General features: G+C 41.2%; 16 protein-coding genes. 6 read left to right on the top strand and 10 right to left on the bottom strand.

Annotated features, from left to right (window positions below; translation table 11 throughout):
- The first annotated feature begins 21 nt into the window (after nt 1–21).
- The gene (rlmH, locus tag ACR2F3_RS12405; protein WP_432710290.1) at nt 22–495 is read left to right on the top strand and encodes a 23S rRNA (pseudouridine(1915)-N(3))-methyltransferase RlmH; all 474 of its coding nucleotides are present in this window, start codon (nt 22–24) and stop codon (nt 493–495) included.
- Between the two features lie 245 nt (nt 496–740).
- Here the strand turns inward: rlmH and ACR2F3_RS12400 are convergent, their stop codons facing one another.
- From ACR2F3_RS12400 to lpxK, 5 genes are all read right to left on the bottom strand, one after another.
- Nucleotides 741–1,277 carry a DUF5606 family protein gene (locus ACR2F3_RS12400; RefSeq protein ID WP_432710289.1) on the bottom strand — a complete coding sequence of 179 codons (537 nt, stop codon included), beginning with the start codon at nt 1,275–1,277 and terminating at the stop codon, nt 741–743.
- Between the two features lie 2 nt (nt 1,278–1,279).
- Complete coding sequence (locus ACR2F3_RS12395) at nt 1,280–1,741, bottom strand: peptidylprolyl isomerase (protein WP_432710288.1); 462 nt, start codon at nt 1,739–1,741, stop codon at nt 1,280–1,282.
- Nucleotides 1,742–1,831: 90 nt separating this feature from the next.
- Nucleotides 1,832–3,826, bottom strand: a complete 1,995-nt coding sequence (locus tag ACR2F3_RS12390) for a putative porin (RefSeq protein ID WP_432710287.1) — start codon at nt 3,824–3,826, stop codon at nt 1,832–1,834.
- On the bottom strand, nt 3,826–4,641 hold the full coding sequence (locus ACR2F3_RS12385) for a purine-nucleoside phosphorylase (RefSeq protein WP_432710286.1): 816 nt from the start codon (nt 4,639–4,641) through the stop codon (nt 3,826–3,828). Before ACR2F3_RS12385 ends, ACR2F3_RS12390 begins: the two co-directional genes overlap by 1 nt.
- Nucleotides 4,604–5,668, bottom strand: a complete 1,065-nt coding sequence (gene lpxK / locus ACR2F3_RS12380) for a tetraacyldisaccharide 4'-kinase (RefSeq protein ID WP_432710285.1) — start codon at nt 5,666–5,668, stop codon at nt 4,604–4,606. Before lpxK ends, ACR2F3_RS12385 begins: the two co-directional genes overlap by 38 nt.
- Before the next feature lie 109 nt (nt 5,669–5,777).
- On the opposite strand from lpxK, the gene pruA reads away from it, so the two are divergent.
- A complete protein-coding gene (gene pruA / locus ACR2F3_RS12375) occupies nt 5,778–7,409 on the top strand; it encodes an L-glutamate gamma-semialdehyde dehydrogenase (RefSeq protein ID WP_432710300.1) in 1,632 nt (543 codons plus the stop codon).
- 75 nt (nt 7,410–7,484) lie between these two features.
- On the opposite strand, the gene ACR2F3_RS12370 is transcribed toward pruA, so the two are convergent.
- A complete protein-coding gene (locus ACR2F3_RS12370) occupies nt 7,485–9,167 on the bottom strand; it encodes a RagB/SusD family nutrient uptake outer membrane protein (RefSeq protein WP_432710284.1) in 1,683 nt (560 codons plus the stop codon).
- Nucleotides 9,168–9,192: 25 nt separating this feature from the next.
- Nucleotides 9,193–12,210, bottom strand: coding sequence for a SusC/RagA family TonB-linked outer membrane protein (locus ACR2F3_RS12365; RefSeq protein WP_432710283.1), 3,018 nt, complete (start codon nt 12,208–12,210; stop codon nt 9,193–9,195).
- Between the two features lie 281 nt (nt 12,211–12,491).
- Between ACR2F3_RS12365 and ACR2F3_RS12360 the strand changes: the two genes are divergently transcribed.
- A complete protein-coding gene (locus ACR2F3_RS12360; protein WP_432710282.1) occupies nt 12,492–12,710 on the top strand; it encodes a hypothetical protein in 219 nt (72 codons plus the stop codon).
- A 346-nt stretch (nt 12,711–13,056) separates the two neighbouring features.
- Here ACR2F3_RS12360 and can read toward each other — a convergent pair whose 3' ends face one another.
- The 3 genes from can to ACR2F3_RS12345 form a co-directional block, all read right to left on the bottom strand.
- The gene (can, locus tag ACR2F3_RS12355) at nt 13,057–13,737 is read right to left on the bottom strand and encodes a carbonate dehydratase (protein WP_432710281.1); all 681 of its coding nucleotides are present in this window, start codon (nt 13,735–13,737) and stop codon (nt 13,057–13,059) included.
- Nucleotides 13,738–13,743: 6 nt separating this feature from the next.
- Nucleotides 13,744–15,312 (bottom strand): SulP family inorganic anion transporter, encoded by a 1,569-nt coding sequence (locus tag ACR2F3_RS12350; protein WP_432710280.1) that lies wholly within the window; start codon nt 15,310–15,312, stop codon nt 13,744–13,746.
- Between the two features lie 72 nt (nt 15,313–15,384).
- Complete coding sequence (locus ACR2F3_RS12345; protein ID WP_432710279.1) at nt 15,385–15,729, bottom strand: hypothetical protein; 345 nt, start codon at nt 15,727–15,729, stop codon at nt 15,385–15,387.
- Nucleotides 15,730–15,878: 149 nt separating this feature from the next.
- Between ACR2F3_RS12345 and ACR2F3_RS12340 the strand changes: the two genes are divergently transcribed.
- The 3 genes from ACR2F3_RS12340 to ACR2F3_RS12330 all read left to right on the top strand — a co-directional run.
- Nucleotides 15,879–17,111 (top strand): porin, encoded by a 1,233-nt coding sequence (locus tag ACR2F3_RS12340; protein WP_432710278.1) that lies wholly within the window; start codon nt 15,879–15,881, stop codon nt 17,109–17,111.
- 31 nt (nt 17,112–17,142) lie between these two features.
- Nucleotides 17,143–18,684 carry an acyl-CoA carboxylase subunit beta gene (locus ACR2F3_RS12335; RefSeq protein WP_432710277.1) on the top strand — a complete coding sequence of 514 codons (1,542 nt, stop codon included), beginning with the start codon at nt 17,143–17,145 and terminating at the stop codon, nt 18,682–18,684.
- On the top strand, nt 18,685–19,654 hold a 970-nt coding region (locus tag ACR2F3_RS12330; RefSeq protein ID WP_432710276.1), incomplete at its 3' end, for an MFS transporter.

Here is a 19,654-nt window from a genome sequence, read left to right as displayed (position 1 = left end):
TGATTATTAGCAGCATATAACATGAAGATAACCTTACTGGTGGTGGGTAAAACAGAGGATAAATACCTCATTGAAGGCATCGAAAAATACCTTAACCGGCTAAAACACTATATCGGCTTTAACATGGTTATAATTCCAGAGTTAAAGAATACCAAAAACCTGACTGAAGCACAACAAAAAAGTATGGAAGCAGCATTGATTTCCAAACAATTGAGCAACCTTGACGTAGTGTTACTACTTGACGAAAAAGGCAAAAAACACAGTTCTGTATCATTTGCAAATTATCTAAACAAACAAATGATCGGAAGTGTTCAGCATTTAGTGTTTATCATTGGTGGACCTTATGGTTTTGATGAAAGTATTTATAAACGATCCAACTCCAGCATATCCCTATCAGACATGACTTTCTCTCACCAGATGGTTCGATTATTTTTCGTTGAACAACTTTACCGGGCATTCAGTATTTTGAAAGGCGAACCTTACCACCACGAATAATTTCTTTATGGATAAGCGACCTGGAAAACATCATTAAAATAGGAGGACAAATTATGGTACCAGATTTCAAAAGAAAATACAGATATAAAAGTGATACCAGCGGCTCAAAGTATAGCTACTGGATCGCTATTATTATCTCGGCAATTCTTTTTTGGCTAATATTGACTTTTGCATAAGTAAAGTCTATAAACGCAAAAAGCCTGTCGTCCATAATGGAGACAGGCTTTTCTTTTGTATAAGGCTAGTTAAACACCTTTTTTACTCGTCATGTTTGCTTTTTTAGCAGGCTGATTGGTTTTGCTTGGTGCTTTAGCATTTGAAGGCTTAGGCGTTGCTTTAATTTTGGCAGCGGCCTTTTCCTCAGCTAACACACTTTCGTGCTCTGCATTACCTGGAGCTTCCTCTGTAAACAAAGGCAATTCCTTTAACAAGTGATACCAGGAAAGAATTTTCTTCATGTCAGAAGCATAAACTTTCTCTTCGTCGTGATCTGGTGCTACTTCTTTGAAAAAAGCTTTCAAGGTAGCCGCGTCAGCTTTAGCCTCCGGAACTTCTCCTGTAGCAGCAGCCATGTTGGCTAACACATCAACAAGTTTTAAGTCATCATTGTTACCATAAACAGTAATATCCTCTAACGATGCTAACTTGGTATTTGCAATGTTTGCAACAATTTTTACTTTCTGAGCATCAAGGCTCTCCAGTACATATCCTGCTTTGTTTTGTCCTACCAGTTTAAATAGCCCTGGCCTACCAGAAACGGCTACTATTCCTCTTAAATTCATAATTAATCCTCTATCAAATCTATGCTTAAAATCTTGTCGCCTGCTTTAATGTCGTCAACCAGGTCTACATTTTCAATAACCTTACCAAAACAAGTGTGGTTTCTATCTAAATGCGCAGTATTATCTCTGCTGTGGCAAATAAAGAACTGCGAGCCACCAGTATTTCTACCAGCATGTGCCATAGACAATACGCCACGGTCGTGATATTGGTTCTCTCCGGTTAATTCACAATCAATTTTGTAACCCGGACCACCAGTACCTGCTAAATGAGCAGTTTTTGGATCTTTTGAATTTGGGCAACCTCCCTGAACCACAAAATTAGGAATTACACGGTGAAAAGTAACGCCGTTATAAAAACCTTCACTAGCTAGTTTTTTGAAATTGGCAACGGTATTTGGTGCATCATTATCATAAAACTCAACGGTCATGTCTCCTTTTTCTGTTTTTATTATTGCTTTGCTCATAGTTATATTTTATGTAAAACTGTATTTGTAATTGTTTATCTCCTGTTCCAGCGCTATTAGAAAAAACTGGAAAAGATAAAAGTAAATATTTTAATCGTAAAAATTCCAACTCACACCAAACTTCAGCATCCTTTGTGGCATTAAATAGTTCTCTACAGTTTGGTAGTTATCTGCAAACAGCCCCATATTTACGTAATCGTATTTTACAAAAAGGTTGGCTTTTCTTAAACTTGCGCGAACCCAGACATCCAGTATTGGTTCTGATTTAAGGCGGTTGTCTTTTGTCGGAAGGTAAAACTGACTGGCTGCCGGAGAATAGGCATAACTTAAATACGCTGTATTGTAGCGCAGGTCAAAACCAACGTCGGTTTTCAGAACTTTGAAAAAAGTCTGGTTCATAAAAAAACTATTAAATGTGTACAACTCTGGTGTACGTAGTATATGATCCTGATCTGTTTTCTGGTACATCACGTAGCTGTCCAGGTTAAACTTGCCGAACTTAAATTTCTTACCCAATTTCACTTTCAATAAGTTTAGACTGCCATCGTTTTGCATGGGTTTAATGCCTACATCTCCATCCTGACCGAAATACAAGTAATTGTCGATCAGGAAATACTCGGCACCAACTTCAAACCTATACCGATCATTAAGGTAGGCAAAGTTGAAATTAATGGTGTTTGTACGATCAAAATCGTTAATCCAGTTATAATGGTTACCAAAATAACGGTTATATACTTCCGCAGGTGATTTATTTTCCATATAAGCCCCCAAAACAATCCGCCCAACAGCATCACCAATCAGCACGTTACTTTTAGCCTCGTATAGGTAATCTCCCGCCTGGCGGCCTTGAAATATCTGTTGCAGATCCACATTCAGGTCAATCCGATTACTAAAACGATAACCCAAGGAACCCAATAAACTGGCATTCTGAAAAGTAGAATTATAAAGGTAATAATTGGTCAGATCAGGATACCTTGCCTGCTGCATGTATTTATAATAGTCGTGCCTGATTCCAACGTCTACCTTCAGCTCATTTTTAATAAAGGACTGCGATTTGCCCCTAAGAAAAAAACCATAGATAAATTGGTTGCTCAGGTGCTTTACATTGGTTGAATCATTAGTACTCCGGGGATCAATTAAGCCTGGCGGTAATACCTCCCGGTCACCAGCGTCATCTTCATTTTTAAAGAAACTAAAAGTTTCATTGGTATAAGTGAACAAGTAACTGATCTTGTTAGTAGGCAATACTTTTTGTGAAACTTCCTGATCTACGGTATCAATCCGGCCAATAAAATAAGATTGTCTAATCAATACGGAGTTACGTCTGGAAATCTGTTTCGCTGATGTTAAATTAACCGGCAGCGCATCAGTTGACACGTTGTCGTCCAGCGAATCGAGGTTTCCAAACAGCGAACCGTTTTCCTCTGCCTTTAGCGTGTTAAACACAGCACTGGCAAATACGTTATATCTTTTGTTTGGCGACTCGTACCAACTAAACAGCGCCGCGTTCAGGTCATCTCCACGTTGGTGATCATAGATACCATTAGCATCCATGCGGACGTAATTAGCACCAACACTCCAGTTCTTTTTAACGTTCTGACCAACTGTTACTCTAAATATTTGTTCTGTACGGCCAGCCCCCATGTAATACAGGTTGCTAAATGGTGTGCGCGCCTGGTAATACATAATGTCATCGTGAGTTAAGGCATACGCATCTAAGGAGTGAAAGCCTAAGTCAAAACCGATAGTTCGGTTAGGTTCAAACAGCAACGGTTTTACCGGCAATCCCAGGTTGCCTAAACCGATTGTTGGCCTTAGGGGTTCTGAAATCGGACTATAGTTCTGGAAGTTGCGTAAACTGGTATCTAACGGAAAGGTCTGAATGCTGTCTTCGGTTAGGCGCAGGGTGGTAAAACGCACATATTTGGAAGTATACACCACCGAATCTTCGCCACTATCCAGCTGTTTCCTGAGCGAATCCAGTTCTTTATTATCTCTAACGTTGGTTTTAAGATCCTGCGCAACAAGCTGTTGCCCGGTAAACAGGAGACAAAAAAGAACAGAAAGAACAAGGGCTTTATACATTACAGATTAGCAATTAACTGGCTTAAAATTTTAGTCATTTTTGGTTCTGCCTCGCGGGCAGTTTCCAGTATCTCTTCAATCCTGACAGGTTTAAGGTCTTCATGAAAACCTTCATCGGTTAAAACAGAGATGGCAAAAGCCGGCAGCGCCATGTGGTTGGCTACAATAACTTCAGGCACGGTACTCATGCCTACAGCATCGCCGCCAATAATGCGCAGGTATCTATATTCAGCTTTGGTTTCCAGATTTGGTCCTGTTACCGAAACATAAACACCCTGTTTGCAGGAAATCCCTTCGGCCTCGGCTATACTCAAAGCTTGATTGATCAGTTCACGATTGTAAGGCTCACTCATATCCGGGAAACGCGGACCCATTTCCCCATCGTTCCTTCCTCTTAACGGACTTTCTGGCTGCAAATTGATGTGATCATTGATAATCATGAGATCCCCTTTTCTAAAATCAGGATTCAAAGAACCTGCCGCATTCGATACAAACAAATATTTGATTCCTAAGGCTTTCATTACTCGAACCGGAAAAGTAATCTGCTGCATGCTATAACCTTCATAGTAGTGTAGGCGACCTTGCATGGCCACTACTTTTTTACCATTTAACGTTCCGAAAATCAATTTACCGGAGTGGAACTCTAAGGTTGAGATGGGAAAGTTGGGTATGTTAGGATACATCAAACTAAATGCTATTTCCATTTCACTAACCAGGCCACCAAGGCCAGTACCTAATATTATTCCTATTTCAGGCTTAAATTGTTCTGTTCTTGCATTAATATGTTGTACGGTTTCGTGTATAGCTTGAAACATAGTTTATAACGTTTTGATCAAAGGTAAGCTTATCTTTTGCCAGTATATTAATTTTTATAGGCAAAAAATAGACCGGTAAATCTACGAGTAATTCTTGCAGTCCGGCAGCAGATAAACGCTGTGCATCCTTTTCTGTTGTGATGATTATTTTTTCAGTTGATTTTTCTTCCCGGAAAGCTACCACCAGGCGATTGATTTCTGTTGAATTAAAAGTGTGATGGTCTGCATACTCATGGTGTATAACACGTGTACCACATGATTTTAGGTATCCCACCAGAGGTGCCGGATTAGCAATACCAGTAAGCAAAAATACAACAGTATCCACCGGCAATTTTGCCATCGCCAGGGTTTGTGATGTATAGACCTGTACGAGATCCTTGTATTGCAGGCCGGAGAATGCGGGGCTTAGGCGGTTATGAAAACGTATACTGAGCTTTAAGCGCTGCATTTCGCTGGCTGTGTCAGGTGTTTTGGTAATTAATATTGCCTGTGCCCGTTTATAGCCGCTAAATGGTTCGCGCAAGTTGCCAGCTGGTAATAACCACTGTGGTTCTAAAAGCTTATGGTATTCAAAAAGCAAAATACTAAAACCTGGTTTTACCCGGCGGTGCTGAAAGGCATCATCAAGTAGAATCAGATCGTGATCTGCCTGCAGTTGTTTAATTCCAGTAACGCGGTCTTCACATACTGCCACCGTTACCTGTGGAAACTTTCGATAGTATTGCATGGGCTCATCACCAATAGTTTCGGCTGTGGCATTTTGATCTGCTCTAATGAAACCTGTAGTTTTGCGGCCATAGCCCCTGCTCAGAATGGCGATTTTATAACCAGATAATAAGTCGACCAGGTATTCAGTAACCGGTGTTTTACCAGAACCGCCAACTGCCAGATTACCCACGCAAATAACGGGCAGGTCAAAGGATTGCGAATTAAACCAACCCCAATCATAGCATTTATTTCTGATCAGGACGACCAACCCATAAACAATCGAAAACGGAAGCAGCAGCAAGCGTAAGTACTTTATCATCTAGTTTTCAAAAATAAGCATTATGAACCATAAATCACCCTTGCCTGCGGCCCAAGCTATTTATGGCTACAAAAATTACGCTATATTTGTACAAACAACAATCGAGATCATGCTAAAAGGATTTTTTAACGTACCCATACCAACCAACGAACCCATTTTTGGGTATGCACCAGGAAGTAAAGAACGTGAACTTTTAAAAGCGGCATTAGCTGATGCCCGCTCCAAACAAATTGATATACCTATGTATATTGGCGGAGAGGAAGTCTATACAGAAAATAAAGTAACCACCTCCCCTCCACACGATCATCAACATATTTTAGGAACTTATAGTAAAGGCGACCAAAGCCATGTAACCCGTGCAATTGACGCTGCATTAGCGGCTAAGGAAAAATGGGAAAACCTAGGCTGGGAACACCGTGCGGCTATCTTTTTAAAAGCTGCCGACCTTATTGCAGGTACCTACCGTTACAAATTAAATGCAGCGACCATGTTGGGTCAAAGTAAAAACGCTTACCAGGCCGAAATTGACTCAGCTTGTGAGTTTATCGACTTTTTACGTTTCAACGTAAGCTACATGTCTGATATTTACAAGCAACAGCCAATCTCTTCCAAAGGGGCATGGAACCGTGTGGAGCAACGCCCATTAGAGGGTTTTGTGTTTGCATTGACGCCTTTTAACTTCACGGCCATTGCAGGTAACTTACCTACTTCTGCAGCCATGATGGGAAATGTTGTAGTATGGAAACCTGCTAATACGCAGATCTATGCAGCCAACGTAATCATGCAAATTTTAAAAGAAGCTGGTTTACCTGATGGGGTAATCAACCTGGTTTATGTTTCTGGTCCGGATGCAGGTGAAGTGATCTTTAACCACCCTGATTTCGCAGGCATACACTTTACAGGTTCTACGGGTGTATTCCAGAACATCTGGAAAACCATTGGTAACAACATCCATAAATTTAAAACTTACCCTCGTATAGTTGGTGAAACCGGCGGTAAAGACTTTATCGTGGTTCATAGCTCTGCAGACGTAGAAGCATCAAGCACAGCCATCATTAGGGGTGCTTTTGAATACCAGGGACAGAAATGTTCTGCTGCTTCACGTGTATACGTGGCGAAAAGCTTGTGGCCAAAAATCAAAGAATTGATGGTTCGCGATTTAGCGACCTTCAAAATGGGCCCTACAGAAGATTTCAGTAATTTCATTAATGCCGTAATCGATGAAAACTCATTCGATAAACTGGCTAAATACATTGATGCGGCTAAAAATGATCCATCTGTAGAGATCATAGCTGGTGGTAACTACGACAAGTCTAAAGGTTATTTCATTGAACCAACTGTTTTGGTTGTTAATGATCCGATGTACACCACCATGTGTGAAGAATTATTCGGTCCGGTATTAACCGTTTATGTGTATAACGACGAAGAATTTGAGCAGGTATTAGATATTGTTGATAAAACTTCTATCTATGCGTTAACAGGTTCAATTATTTCACAAGATCGTTATGCGATTGAATTGGCTTCACAACGTTTGCGTAACGCAGCAGGTAACTTCTACATTAACGATAAGTGTACAGGAGCAGTTGTTGGTCAGCAGCCATTTGGTGGCGCCAGAGGTTCTGGTACAAACGATAAAGCTGGATCGATGATCAATTTGTTACGCTGGGTATCTCCACGTACCATCAAAGAAACTTTTGAACCTGCTAAAGATTACCGTTACCCGTTTTTAGCTGAAGATTAAGCCATAAAAATTTATTACACTAAAAAGCCTGCCTCCAGATAACGGAGGCAGGCTTTTTAATATTCATTATCCATTTTAATACCCTGGATTCTGGGTCAAATTGTTATTTCCGGATATCGCCTCAGTTGGCACCGGAAATCTGTTCAGGTGGGTTGAACCTGATGCCTGATGATCCCACCAGTTCGCTGTTGTAAAAACATTCCAGCGGATCAGATCCGTCCTCCTTCTGCCTTCTGCCAGGAATTCTATACTCCACTCATCCAGAAACCTGTTCTGATCTAAATTAGCAGCAGTTACTGGATTTGGATCGATACCACCCGCAAAGTTTCTCTTCCGCACGGTATTAATCAGTTCAGCGGCACCTGCCTTATCCCCTGCTCTCCATTTGCATTCTGCGAGCATATAATAGATCTCTGCCAAACGAATTACAGGATTATCGGCTCCCCAGCGAAGCGTATTTTCAGTTAGTGGCGGTATAGGCACCTTAACTGGGCGTACACCGGTATTTTCCTCCCCGGTTGCCATTTTTGACTCTAACTGGGAAATAGAACTGTACTTCTTACCCGGGCCCACTTCAGAAAACCGGGCTACCTGGTCCCTGAAAACTAAAGGCTGATCTTTATATTCCTCACCACCATTAATAACCGCACCTGCAGGCGTTTTGTGAAGGCCATTTATAAACATGCCCTCGTAATTACCGTTGCCAAGAAACTTGAACGGCTTTTTACGTAAATCAGCATTATCAAAAGTTTCATAAGGAGAACCTAACTTAAAATCAGCTGAGTATAGGGTGCTGTCTGGTTTTCTTGATGGCGTTAAGTGTGCACCATTATTGGCACCCATATCAGTGTTAAAATGTTGTCTGGTATTATAATGATAAAACACTGAATAAAACCAGTCGTATTGTAACCTGTTAAACTGGGAAGGAATTGACCAAATAATTTCTGGCGAACGGTCGTTATTAAAACCATGCGGACCATTCCATGTATTATCAAGCGTGTAAACACCATACTCATTGTTGATAATATCCTGAGACAGTTTCATGGCTTCGTTGTACATCGGTTTTCCGATATAAGCTTCGGCATTAAAATAAAGCTGTGCTAACATCGCTGCAGCCGCTGCTTGCTTAAGTGCACCTTCTTCCCTTTCACCTGCCTGTTTCTTGTTCAGTTTGGGAATCGCTTCTTTCAGGATGCTTTCAATGTGATTAAAAAGTTCCTGATCGGTACTCCGGGGTAGTGATTCCTGATCGAGGGCAGTAAAGATTGGCATACCACCAAAATAATCCAGGCCACGAAGATAAAAATAAGCCACAAGGGTATTAAGCTGGTTAAGGTGAGCGTCCTGATCCTGTTTTGTTAGTGCAAACCGGGTGTAATCCAGCTTTTCAAGGTCAGACTTAGTGTCTAGCGCCAGCGCTACCCCCATCAATGTTCCACGCCAGGCTCCCCAGATCCATCCGTCATCAGCCGTCCACTTGTGGTAGTGATAGCGTTCATTTTCGCCACCGTTATACCAGTGGCGACCTTTGGTGGTTATAGCTAAATTATCTGCAGTATATTCCTGCAGGTTCCACCTGTCCTCACCTACATACCAACGGGCATGCGTAAACGGCCTGTTTAACGCAGCAAGTACATCTTTTTCACTTCTAAAAAAGTTTTCAGGTGTTACCTGACTATAAAATTCCGGATCCAGTTTAGTGCAACCTCCCATTAAAATAGCGGAAATAGCAATGGTCCATAAGTATTTATTTTTCATGTTTTTTATTTTAAATTCCTTTAACCTAGAAATTAGCTTGTAATCCGAACATAAATGTTCTGGTTTTCGGGTAGGCATTACGCTCTTCAAAACCAGGCTCTAATCCGTTAATATTAACTTCCGGATCTAAACCGCTATATTTTGTAAATACAAACAGGTCCCTGCCAGTAGCGTATAGCCTTAGGTTTTTCAATGGCTTAATCAGACTTTTATTAAAGGTATAACCAAGACTAATCACATCTATCTTTAGGAAATCACCTTTTTCCAACCAATAGTCACTTAGCTCTTTTTCACCCCTAATGTCTTTATGTTTATCGTAAGCATCTTTTAACACGTTCTGCCCCTTAACATTTGGCAAACTGTAGTACATGTTTATCATATTAAACACGTCATAGTTTAACCAGCTCCTCATGTAAACACTTGCATCCCAGTTTTTATAGGATACAGTATGGTTCCATGACAATTGCAATTTGGGAATACCGTTACCGATAAAGCGCTTATCAGCATTCGTTTTATTGCGTTTCGTTACGTCAAAGGCCTCATTGTTCTGATCGTACAACATCCAGTTGCCTTCGGGGGTGAAGCCTGCAAATTTCCAGATAAAAAATTGGCCTATATCCTCACCCGGATAGAGCCTTACGGCGTTACCAGGAGAACCTGGCGCAGGGAATCCTTTCCTGTCGGAGAAAGTCTGGCTACCATATAAGGAATTCAGTGTACTTTTGTTATGCGATGCCACTAAACTGGTAGTGTAGTTCCAATCTGTATTATTTACTGCATTATAAGTCAATTCGAACTCATAACCTTCATTTTGCATACTTCCAATATTCATTGTGGTTTTATCATGAATGGCCGGCGGCTGCGATACGCTGATGTCGTAAATTAAATCGTCGATTTTACGTTTGTAATAATCAATACGGCCAGACAGCTTTCTATTGAAGAAAGCGAAATCCATACCGACGTTATATTCCTTTTTAACCTCCCAACGAATGTTCTGATTCTGGTTGTGCAATACACCATAGGTGCGAATCCAGTTGCCATTAACAAGGTACCAGGCATCAGCACCATACATGCGGGTAGCCACATTGGCATTAAATCCTTCATTTCCGGTTTCACCGTATCCAGCCCTGAATTTAAGATCGTCAAAGAAATTCAGGTTTTTAATGAAAGACTCCTCAGACGCACGCCAGCCTGCAGACAATCCTGGGAATGTACCCCATCGGTTTCCAGGCGCAAATTTTGATGATCCTTCCTGTCTAATTGCAGCAGTTAAAATGTATCTATCTTTAAAAGAATAGTTCAAACGGCCAAAGAAAGCAGCTAGTTTAACTGACGGGTTTTTAAAGGAATTCATTCCGGCACGTCCATCTACAATGAAAGTTCCTTTTCCCATGTCATGCTCCCTAATACCATCAACTGGGAAGTTGGAATTATTGGCACTAAACCCTTGTCCATTGAAATCCTGGTAACTATAACCACCTACCGCATTAATGGAGTGTTCACCAAACTTTTTATTGTAGTTTACTGTCCACTCGAAAATCCGGTCTTCATATTGATTATAGTCCTGGCTTGCATAGCCGTCGATACCATTTAACCTTGATTCGCGGTGTTGGGCAGAACGGTAGAAGCGGCCGTAATCATTGTTGCTTTTTATGCCGAAAGTACCAGAAGTGAACAAATCCTTTGTGAGATTGATCTTCAACGTGGTATTGGCAAGCAAGTATTTATATTGCCGTTGATCTGAGCGCAGATTAATTTCTGCCACTGGGTTCCAGTAGTCATAACCTCCAACCATAACATTGTACCCGGTTACATCTTGTGAGTTGTAAGGGGTTTCCGTTGGATTTAACACCAATGCCATGTTAAAGATATCATTGTTGGAAAAGTCGGCATTAACCTGGTTGTAGCTGACGTTGGTAGACAACTCTGCGATGCCATTAAACATTTTAAAGTTACTGTTTATCCGACCACCGATTTCACTACGTCCGGATCCTATCGCAATGCCTTTGGCATCTCTTTTAAAAATTGTCGTGTGGATATTCGCATTTTCTGAACCGCCGCTCATACTCAACACATAGCGCTGACTAAAAGGCTTGTTTCGGGTAACCTCATCATACCAGTCTGTGTTATGTCCTAAATCATCACCTAGGCCGTTGGCTACAAACTGCTCAGCCGACAACATTTCTGGGCGTTTTCTTACCGTCTCGGTGAACAATTCGGTGGTGAACGTTACAGATGGCTGTCCGGCCTGCGGTCTTTTAGTGGTAACAAGAATTACACCTCCTGATGCACGCGTACCATATATGGCAGCAGCAGAGGCATCTCTCAACACGTTAATAGATTCAATATCTTCCTTAACAACCGAGTTGAGGTCGCCACCTGGAACACCATCAATAACCACCAATGGCCCTTGGGAAGCGTTTACTGAGTTTACTCCCCTGAGTTGTAACGACATGCCAGCATTTGGATCGGTTCCATTTGAAGAACTGATATTTAATCCCGGCACTTTTCCCTGAATGGCAAGAAGCGGTGATACTGCACCAGAAACTAGGTCTTCTTGCCGTAACGTGGTTACCGCACTAGTTAGTTCTTTACGGTCAACAGAACCATAACCCACTACCACAACTTCATTAAGGTTAGCAGCGTCTTCTTCAAGAACAATGCTCATCGGGCTGTTGGCAGTTACAGGAATTTCCTTAGTCGCATATCCTGTATAAGAAACCAGGAGCACGGCGTTTTCGGCAACATTCGCCATCGTAAATTCCCCGTTATTGTTTGTAACAACAGCTTGCTTACCCCCTTTAACACGAACGGTTGCCCCCGGTAGCGGCAAACCTTTACTATCAGTTACCCTCCCCTTAAGGTCAATTAGTAACCGATAATTTTTGACATGTTTTTCTTTTGATGGATAAGCGGCTGGCACAGCTGCTGAAAGCGAACTTACGGGAATGAGGAACATTCCTGTAAGGTTAAGCACAATTAAGGCTTTTCGAAATTTAGGTCCATGTTGTAACCATGGTTCAAAACCTTTGTTTTCATTCATACATTAATTTGATTTTATAGTACACGCTTGTTGGATTTGGAGTTACTTTACTTTAATTAAAGCACTCCCAGAGCGTAATTTTGATGAAAATACAAATTTTGACATCTCAAACTGAAACACCCCTTAGGCCGTAAAAATTTGCTTTTTTGAAACTCATTCATTCTTAGGATGTGAGCACAACTGAACTTGTTAACGTAACAGGTTTTTTACATTTCCAATAAGGAATCAAATGATTAAAGAAGCGATTTGTGTTTGCAATTGTTAAAAAAGCTATACACATAATGCTAAGTGTATCTCTCAGGTTTACCAACAAAGTAAACAACGGTTTATTACGCCTTCAGAAAAAAGCGCGCTGTATGGCGGGCCATAGCCTCGGGATGAGCATATGCGAGGCTCGGATTAGTTTTGGAATAATAAGCGCCGTCAGTATTCATTCCAGGATGAACGAAGAATTGGAGGAAAATGCCGAACGTATAACTACACCAATACAGGAAATTTAAGAGGTCCGTTTTAAGAAATGTAAACAGCATGTAGGAACAAAAATCAATGTAAATAAATAGTAGTAACAAGACTTTTTTGTAAACGTATTTCAGTATAGGACACCGTGTATAGCTATGCTGATACAAGACAAAAATTTTAAACAAAAAAACTCGTTTTTGCTATAGTTATAAGGGCTTTAGAAGGGGGTTAGAAGGGCCTTTCAAGGGCCTTAGAACGGCTACAGCCGTTTAAACACCCTTATAACGGCGACTTAACACCTATGTATGGGCCCCATACCTAATAATTTAAGGCAAAAAAAAAGCCGGATCTTTGCAGATCCGGCTTATTATTAATGAATTTCGAGATTTATGACGATGTTGTAAGTCCTTCAATTTTAAATACTGAACCCAGGTGGTCATTAGACTGAACACTTACATTAAGGTCTTTGATCAGACCGGTTTCTAAGGAATAAACCCAGCCATGAACCGAAAGTTTTTTTCCATTTGCCCAACGGTTTTGTACAATAGAAGTTTTACTCAGGTTGAATACACCTTCGATAGCATTAAGCTCAACCAAACGATTACCTCGTTCTACAGGATCAGAGATGATATCCAGTTCATGGAAGTGTAAACGGTAGGTATCTTTGATATTTCTCAACCAATTGTCGATAATACCATGTTGTTTGTTGCCCATAGCGGCGGCAACACCACCACATCCATAGTGGCCACATACAATCACATGTTCTACCTCTAAAACATTTACCGCGTAATCTAATACACTTAACATGTTCATATCGGTATGTACAACCACATTGGCAATGTTACGGTGAACAAAGATATCACCAGGGTTGGTATTGGTAATCTGGTTGGCAGGTACGCGGCTATCTGAACAGCCAATCCATAAAATTGGTGGTTTCTGGCCAGCTGAAAGGCGCTCGAAGAAACTCGGATCTTCTTCCAGGGTTGCTGCAACCCAATCTTTATTACCCTTTAAAAGGCCTTCGTATGTTATCTCGTGAGTATGTTGTTTTTCTAATTTTGCGCACATAAAATGTTATTTATTTATTTCTTGAACTAGATTGTCTGATAATTTTGGGATTTCATAGTGATTTTTAATGTTTTTCAACGTTACTATGATCCCTTTTGAATAAGCATTATGCTTATAGTTAAAAATAGTCTCTAACACATCTGAATCGATGTATTTTGAGTTCGTCCCATCAATGGTTACGTTTGTTTCCTTAGGGATTTTAGCTAAAATTGTCTGAATAGCTGCTTTATTTAAAAACGAAACTTCCTCTGCAAGGTTAATTCGTAGATCTTTCTTAGTACCATCTTGCTGTAACTGATAAAAATAAGGGTTACGCATATTGGTACGCAATAAGTAAAAGATTGATACCAGCATACCGATTGCAACACCTTTAAGTAAATCTGTTAATAACACTGCGATAACCGTAACCACGAAAGGAACAAACTGGTTCCAGCCTTTACTGTACATGTGTTTGTACAAATCGATACGGGTTAGCTTGTAACCTGTGAATAATAGTACCGCAGCTAAACAGGCTAAAGGAATCATGTTGATAACACCAGGGATAAACAACAGCGATAACAATAACCAGCAACCATGGAAAAAGGACGACATTTTGGTTTTAGCGCCCGAGTTGGCATTTGCAGAACTTCTAACAATTACCGAAGTCATGGGTAAACCACCCAGCATACCACTGGTCATGTTTCCAATACCTTGTGCCACTAACTCTCTATTAGATGGAGAGGTACGTTTTAGTTTGTCGAGTTTATCGACCGCTTCAATTCCAAGTAATGTTTCAAGACTGGCCACAATAGCAATGGTACCAGCCACTACCCATACTTGTGGATTCTGAATGGTAGCGAAATTTGGCATCATAAATAAACCAGTGAAATCTTTCCACCCGTTTACTTCTGGGATGGCCACCATTTGTTTGGCATCAACTGCATATCCTGTATTTTTAAATACATAAGCCAAAGCGATACCTAGAACAACCACCACTAAAGGGGCAGGCACGCTGCTAAGCTTTTTAAACTTAGGCCAGAATATTAATATGGCCAATGAAAGTAAGCCGATAACGATAGCGGCAATACCGAAATTTGTGTTTCCGCTGGTTAGGGCAGATATTGTATACTGTGAGGGATCTATACCCATCACATAGGGAATCTGATTCAAAATCAGTGTTACCCCAATTGCCGCAAGCATACCCTCGATTACACTGGAAGGGAAATAACTGCTTACTGATCCGGCTTTTAACAAACCTAAGCCCAGTTGCAGGGCTCCGGCAAGTACTACAGCCATTAAAAAAGTTTGGTAATCGCCTAACTGGGTAATGGCACCCAGTACAATAACCGTTAGGCCAGCGGCTGGTCCACTAACACTTAATTGTGAACCACTCAAAGAAGCTACCACCACGCCACCGATAACACCGGTTAACAGACCCGCAAATAAGGGTGCGCCAGAGGCTAAAGCAATGCCCAAACACAAGGGAAGGGCGACTAGAAATACCACTATACTGGCTGGTAAATCATGCTTTAAGTTCCTTTTTGAGAAATATTGTTTTAACTCCAACCCCGAAAAGATTGAATTCCTATCTTTCATAAAAATGAATTTAATTTATTTAAGTAATAATTTATACAACGGCACCTCGATAATTAGATACCGTAGGTTTACTTAAGATAGGGAGTTGGGAGGCGGTGTAGGCACCATAGGATGATAGGGGTTCACATAGCGCTTTATATGCTCTATGTAACTATTGTCAACCTGAAAATGGTAACGCAAGGGAATATAATGATAAGTAGATAGGTAATCTGTTAACTTAATATCAGCAACTTTAAAATTCTTGCCAGTATCAGTATCAGCTCCATGTTCCAGCTCCACTTGCATGATCACATCGTTGATGGTTTGTTTGTCGAATTGATTGATAAATACAGGCGCTACACAAATGACCATCTTCACGAGGAAGATGCCCAAAAAAGCAAGGACTATACTTATTTTATCTCTTTTCTTCAATTCCATACAATCATTCTTGTGAATTGTCAATAGCAAATGTAATTCCAAGTAAACAAAATAACGAGTCTTGCTCAATAAAATTGCAAAAAAGTAACGAAAATGAGATATAACAAGTCATTAACTGTAATTTAGCGATTTGATATGTTAACATTACAATGAGAAGATTATTTTTATTAGCCTTTATTATATTTCCTACTGTCGTATGGTCACAAAGCGATAACCAGCCCGCATCCAACGACTTTAAGAACCTAAAATTTTCAGGATATTTGCAAACGCAATTCCAACATGCGCAGTCGCCAGGCATTTCGTCGTTTTCTGGTGGTGATTTTGACAAAAATTCGCAAGACAGGTTTATGATAAGACGTGGCCGCTTAAAAGTTGAACGGGATGACAAATTTTCTAATCTCGCTTTTCAACTCGATTTTACACAAGACGGCGTACAATTGATGGATGCTTACATCAAACTGCACCATCCAGATTTAATATCATTGGAATTAACAGCCGGTTTATTTAACCGTCCGTTTGGTTACTCTATTGCATATTCATCAGGTAACCGCGATTTTCCGGAACGGGCCAGGGTTTTCCAAACCATCATGCCGCGTGAACGCGATATTGGTGTGATGCTGGCTTATCACCCGATTGGTAAGTTTAGCTTTTTTACCGCAGAGCTTGGTTTAATTAATGGCAGTGGTTATAATTCCAGAGATTACGATTCGAAGAAAGACATTATTGGTAATGTGAAATTTGAATTTGACAGCCTGGCCAGCAACAAATTAAAAATTGGGTTCGGTGGGTCCTATTACCATGGTTCTGTGCGCAATAATACGGAAAGCTATTACACGAGTAATGATGATGGTTTCACAAAAAATACCAGCCCCAGCTATATTGGATACCATGCGCGCAGGGAGTATTATGGTGCCGATATGCAACTGGAGTATGATAATCCTTTTGGAAAAACAACCTTAAAGGCCGAATATGTGACGGGACAACAGCCCGGCGTTGCTGTTTCTGAGGACTTTACTGGTACCGAGGCCAGCAAAAGTTTTGATGAACAACCGCCGACAGATCTTTATCTGCGTGAGTTTGATGGTTATTACCTATGGTTAACGCAGCAGATTATGACATCAAAGTTTACCGCAATTGCCGCTTATGATGTATACGACCCCAATACTAAAATTAAGGAAAACCAGATTGGCTTGAACAACAACACAACCGCTGCCGACATAAAATTTAGCACATTGGGATATGGCCTTACCTATTCAGCCAGCGACCGGGTGAAATTTACGCTTTACTATGAACATGTGGTTAACGGGGATACACTGTTGCCGGATTATACAACAGACTTAAAAGACGATGTATTTACGGCCAGACTACAATATCGCTGGTAATTTTTTACATTTATAAAAATAGCGCATACGAATGGAGAATAAACTAACCTTACTTCAGGATAAAATAAAACAGGCCCATGCAGGCGGTGGCGAAGCACGTATAGCCAGTCAACATAAAAAAGGCAAATTAACTGCCAGAGAACGTCTTCATTTTTTGATGGATGAAGGTACTTTCGAAGAAATAGGGATGTTAGTAACCCACCGGAGTACTGATTTCGGCATGGAGAAAGAGAAATATCCTGGTGATGGTGTTGTAACCGGTTATGGACAGATTAATGGCCGGTTAGTGTACGTTTTTTCACAAGACTTTACTGTTTTTGGCGGTTCTCTTTCAGAAACCCATGCCGAGAAGATCTGTAAAATTATGGACCTTGCGATGCAGAATGGTGCACCTGTTATTGGCTTGAACGACAGCGGTGGTGCCCGCATACAGGAAGGTGTAGTATCTCTGGGAGGGTATGCTGATATTTTCTACAAAAACGTACAGGCATCGGGTGTGGTACCCCAGCTTTCGGCTATCATGGGCCCTTGTGCAGGTGGCGCAGTATATTCACCAGCCATCACAGATTTCATTCTCATGGTAGAAAACACCTCTTACATGTTTGTAACCGGTCCGAACGTAGTGAAAACCGTTACTCATGAAGAAGTGACATCAGAAGAACTTGGTGGTGCAACAACACACGCCACGAAGTCGGGTGTTACTCATTTTGCCTGTACGAATGAAATTGATGCCATAAACCACATCAAACAGCTATTGAGTTATATGCCTCAAAATTGTGAAGAAGTGGCACCGGTATTACCTTATACCCTGGGCGAGGAAAGCAGACCAGCGTTAGACCACATCATGCCGCAGAACGCCAATCAACCCTACGACATTAGGGAAGTGATTACGGCCATTGCAGATGCTGAGAGCTTTTTGGAGGTGCATAAAGATTACGCAGAAAATATGGTAGTAGGCTTTGCCCGTCTGGCCGGCAGAAGTATTGGTGTAGTGGCCAACCAGCCAGCATACCTGGCTGGGGTGTTGGATAACCATGCTTCTGTGAAAGCAGCTCGTTTTGTTCGTTTCTGTGATTGCTTTAATATTCCTTTATTAGTATTTGAAGATGTACCAGGTTTCTTACCGGGAACCGACCAGGAATGGAACGGCATCATTGCCAATGGGGCCAAGTTATTATATGCTTTTAGCGAGGCCACCGTGCCACGCATTACGGTGATTACGCGTAAGGCCTATGGTGGTGCTTATGATGTGATGAATTCTAAACATATTGGTGCCGACTTAAATTATGCATGGCCAACTGCCGAAATTGCAGTGATGGGTGCTAAAGGGGCCGCTGAAATTATTTTTAAGCGGGAAATTTCAAGTGCCGAAAACCAGGAAGAAAAGTGGCTGGAGAAGGAAAAAATGTATTCAGAGATTTTCGCCAATCCCTACCGGGCTGCTGAACGTGGTTTTGTGGATGAGGTGATTGTGCCTTCCGATACACGGATTAAACTTATAAAAGCATTCAAAATGCTGGAGAATAAAGCAGTAAAAAATCCACGAAAAAAACACGGTAATATACCTTTGTAAATGAAATTGAGTCGTACTGACGTGCTACTGATGTCCTTCTGTACGGGATTGATCGTGGCAAACATCTATTATTGTCAACCTTTGATAATTTTGATTGCAAAGGAGTTCCAGCTAACGGAGAGTTTTGCTGGAAGGATTACCTATCTTACCCAGGGCGGTTATGCACTGGGTTTGTTTTTGCTGGTTCCTTTGGGCGATATGTTTGAGCGTAAAAAGCAGATTCTGGTTATCACAGGTGTGGCTGTAGCCGCCTTGTTACTGGCTGCTTTTTCGCATTCCTTTCTACTGCTCGAAATTGCCAGTGTGCTTATTGGTGCTTCATCAATTGTACCCCAGTTGATTCTGCCAATGGCTGCCAATTTAAGCAGCGACGAAAATAGAGGCCATACCATTGGTATCATTATGGGTGGTTTGCTGGTGGGAATATTAGGTTCACGCGCCATTAGTGGCAGCATTGGGTACTTATGGGGCTGGCGGGCCATGTTTTTAATTGCTGCTGGTTTGTGTTTCCTCCTGCTATTTCTCATGGCGAAGCGTTTTCCGAAGAGCCTGCCCACATTTACCGGCACTTACCGTCAACTGATGTACAGCATGTGGGGTTATGTAAAGTCGCAACCTGTATTAAGGGAAGCATCGATTATTAATTTCCTGGCTTTTGCTATTTTGAGTTCATTCTGGACCACTATGGTCTTGTTTCTGGCTAATCCGCCTTTTGAGTTTCAATCGTTGCAGATTGGCCTGTTTGGTATTGCTGGTGCCGCAGGTGCTTTGGCTGCGCCTATAGTAGGTAAATGGAGTGATGACAAGGATCCGCGTAAGAACCTGATGGTTGGCCTCGTTATGCAACTGATTAGCATTGCTGCTTTTTATTTTACAGGCAGCCAGCTTTATCTTTTTGTTGCAGGCATTATATTAATTGATATTGGCCAGCAAGCGATTCATGTAACTAACCAGACCCGTATTTATGCCT

This window comes from Pedobacter sp. (genome assembly GCF_045627485.1).
Lineage (GTDB): Bacteria > Bacteroidota > Bacteroidia > Sphingobacteriales > Sphingobacteriaceae > Pedobacter.
The sequence above is the reverse complement of the archived record's forward strand: the minus strand, read 5'-3'. Positions and strand labels throughout refer to the sequence as shown.

Coding starts and splice junctions, on each gene's coding strand:
- rlmH (WP_432710290.1), top strand. CDS start 22: ATGAAGATAACCTTACTGGTGGTGGGTAAAACAGAGGATAAATACCTC.
- ACR2F3_RS12400 (WP_432710289.1), bottom strand. CDS start 1,277: ATGAATTTAAGAGGAATAGTAGCCGTTTCTGGTAGGCCAGGGCTATTT.
- ACR2F3_RS12395 (WP_432710288.1), bottom strand. CDS start 1,741: ATGAGCAAAGCAATAATAAAAACAGAAAAAGGAGACATGACCGTTGAG.
- ACR2F3_RS12390 (WP_432710287.1), bottom strand. CDS start 3,826: ATGTATAAAGCCCTTGTTCTTTCTGTTCTTTTTTGTCTCCTGTTTACC.
- ACR2F3_RS12385 (WP_432710286.1), bottom strand. CDS start 4,641: ATGTTTCAAGCTATACACGAAACCGTACAACATATTAATGCAAGAACA.
- lpxK (WP_432710285.1), bottom strand. CDS start 5,668: ATGATAAAGTACTTACGCTTGCTGCTGCTTCCGTTTTCGATTGTTTAT.
- pruA (WP_432710300.1), top strand. CDS start 5,778: ATGCTAAAAGGATTTTTTAACGTACCCATACCAACCAACGAACCCATT.
- ACR2F3_RS12370 (WP_432710284.1), bottom strand. CDS start 9,167: ATGAAAAATAAATACTTATGGACCATTGCTATTTCCGCTATTTTAATG.
- ACR2F3_RS12365 (WP_432710283.1), bottom strand. CDS start 12,210: ATGAATGAAAACAAAGGTTTTGAACCATGGTTACAACATGGACCTAAA.
- ACR2F3_RS12360 (WP_432710282.1), top strand. CDS start 12,492: ATGCTAAGTGTATCTCTCAGGTTTACCAACAAAGTAAACAACGGTTTA.
- can (WP_432710281.1), bottom strand. CDS start 13,737: ATGTGCGCAAAATTAGAAAAACAACATACTCACGAGATAACATACGAA.
- ACR2F3_RS12350 (WP_432710280.1), bottom strand. CDS start 15,312: ATGAAAGATAGGAATTCAATCTTTTCGGGGTTGGAGTTAAAACAATAT.
- ACR2F3_RS12345 (WP_432710279.1), bottom strand. CDS start 15,729: ATGGAATTGAAGAAAAGAGATAAAATAAGTATAGTCCTTGCTTTTTTG.
- ACR2F3_RS12340 (WP_432710278.1), top strand. CDS start 15,879: ATGAGAAGATTATTTTTATTAGCCTTTATTATATTTCCTACTGTCGTA.
- ACR2F3_RS12335 (WP_432710277.1), top strand. CDS start 17,143: ATGGAGAATAAACTAACCTTACTTCAGGATAAAATAAAACAGGCCCAT.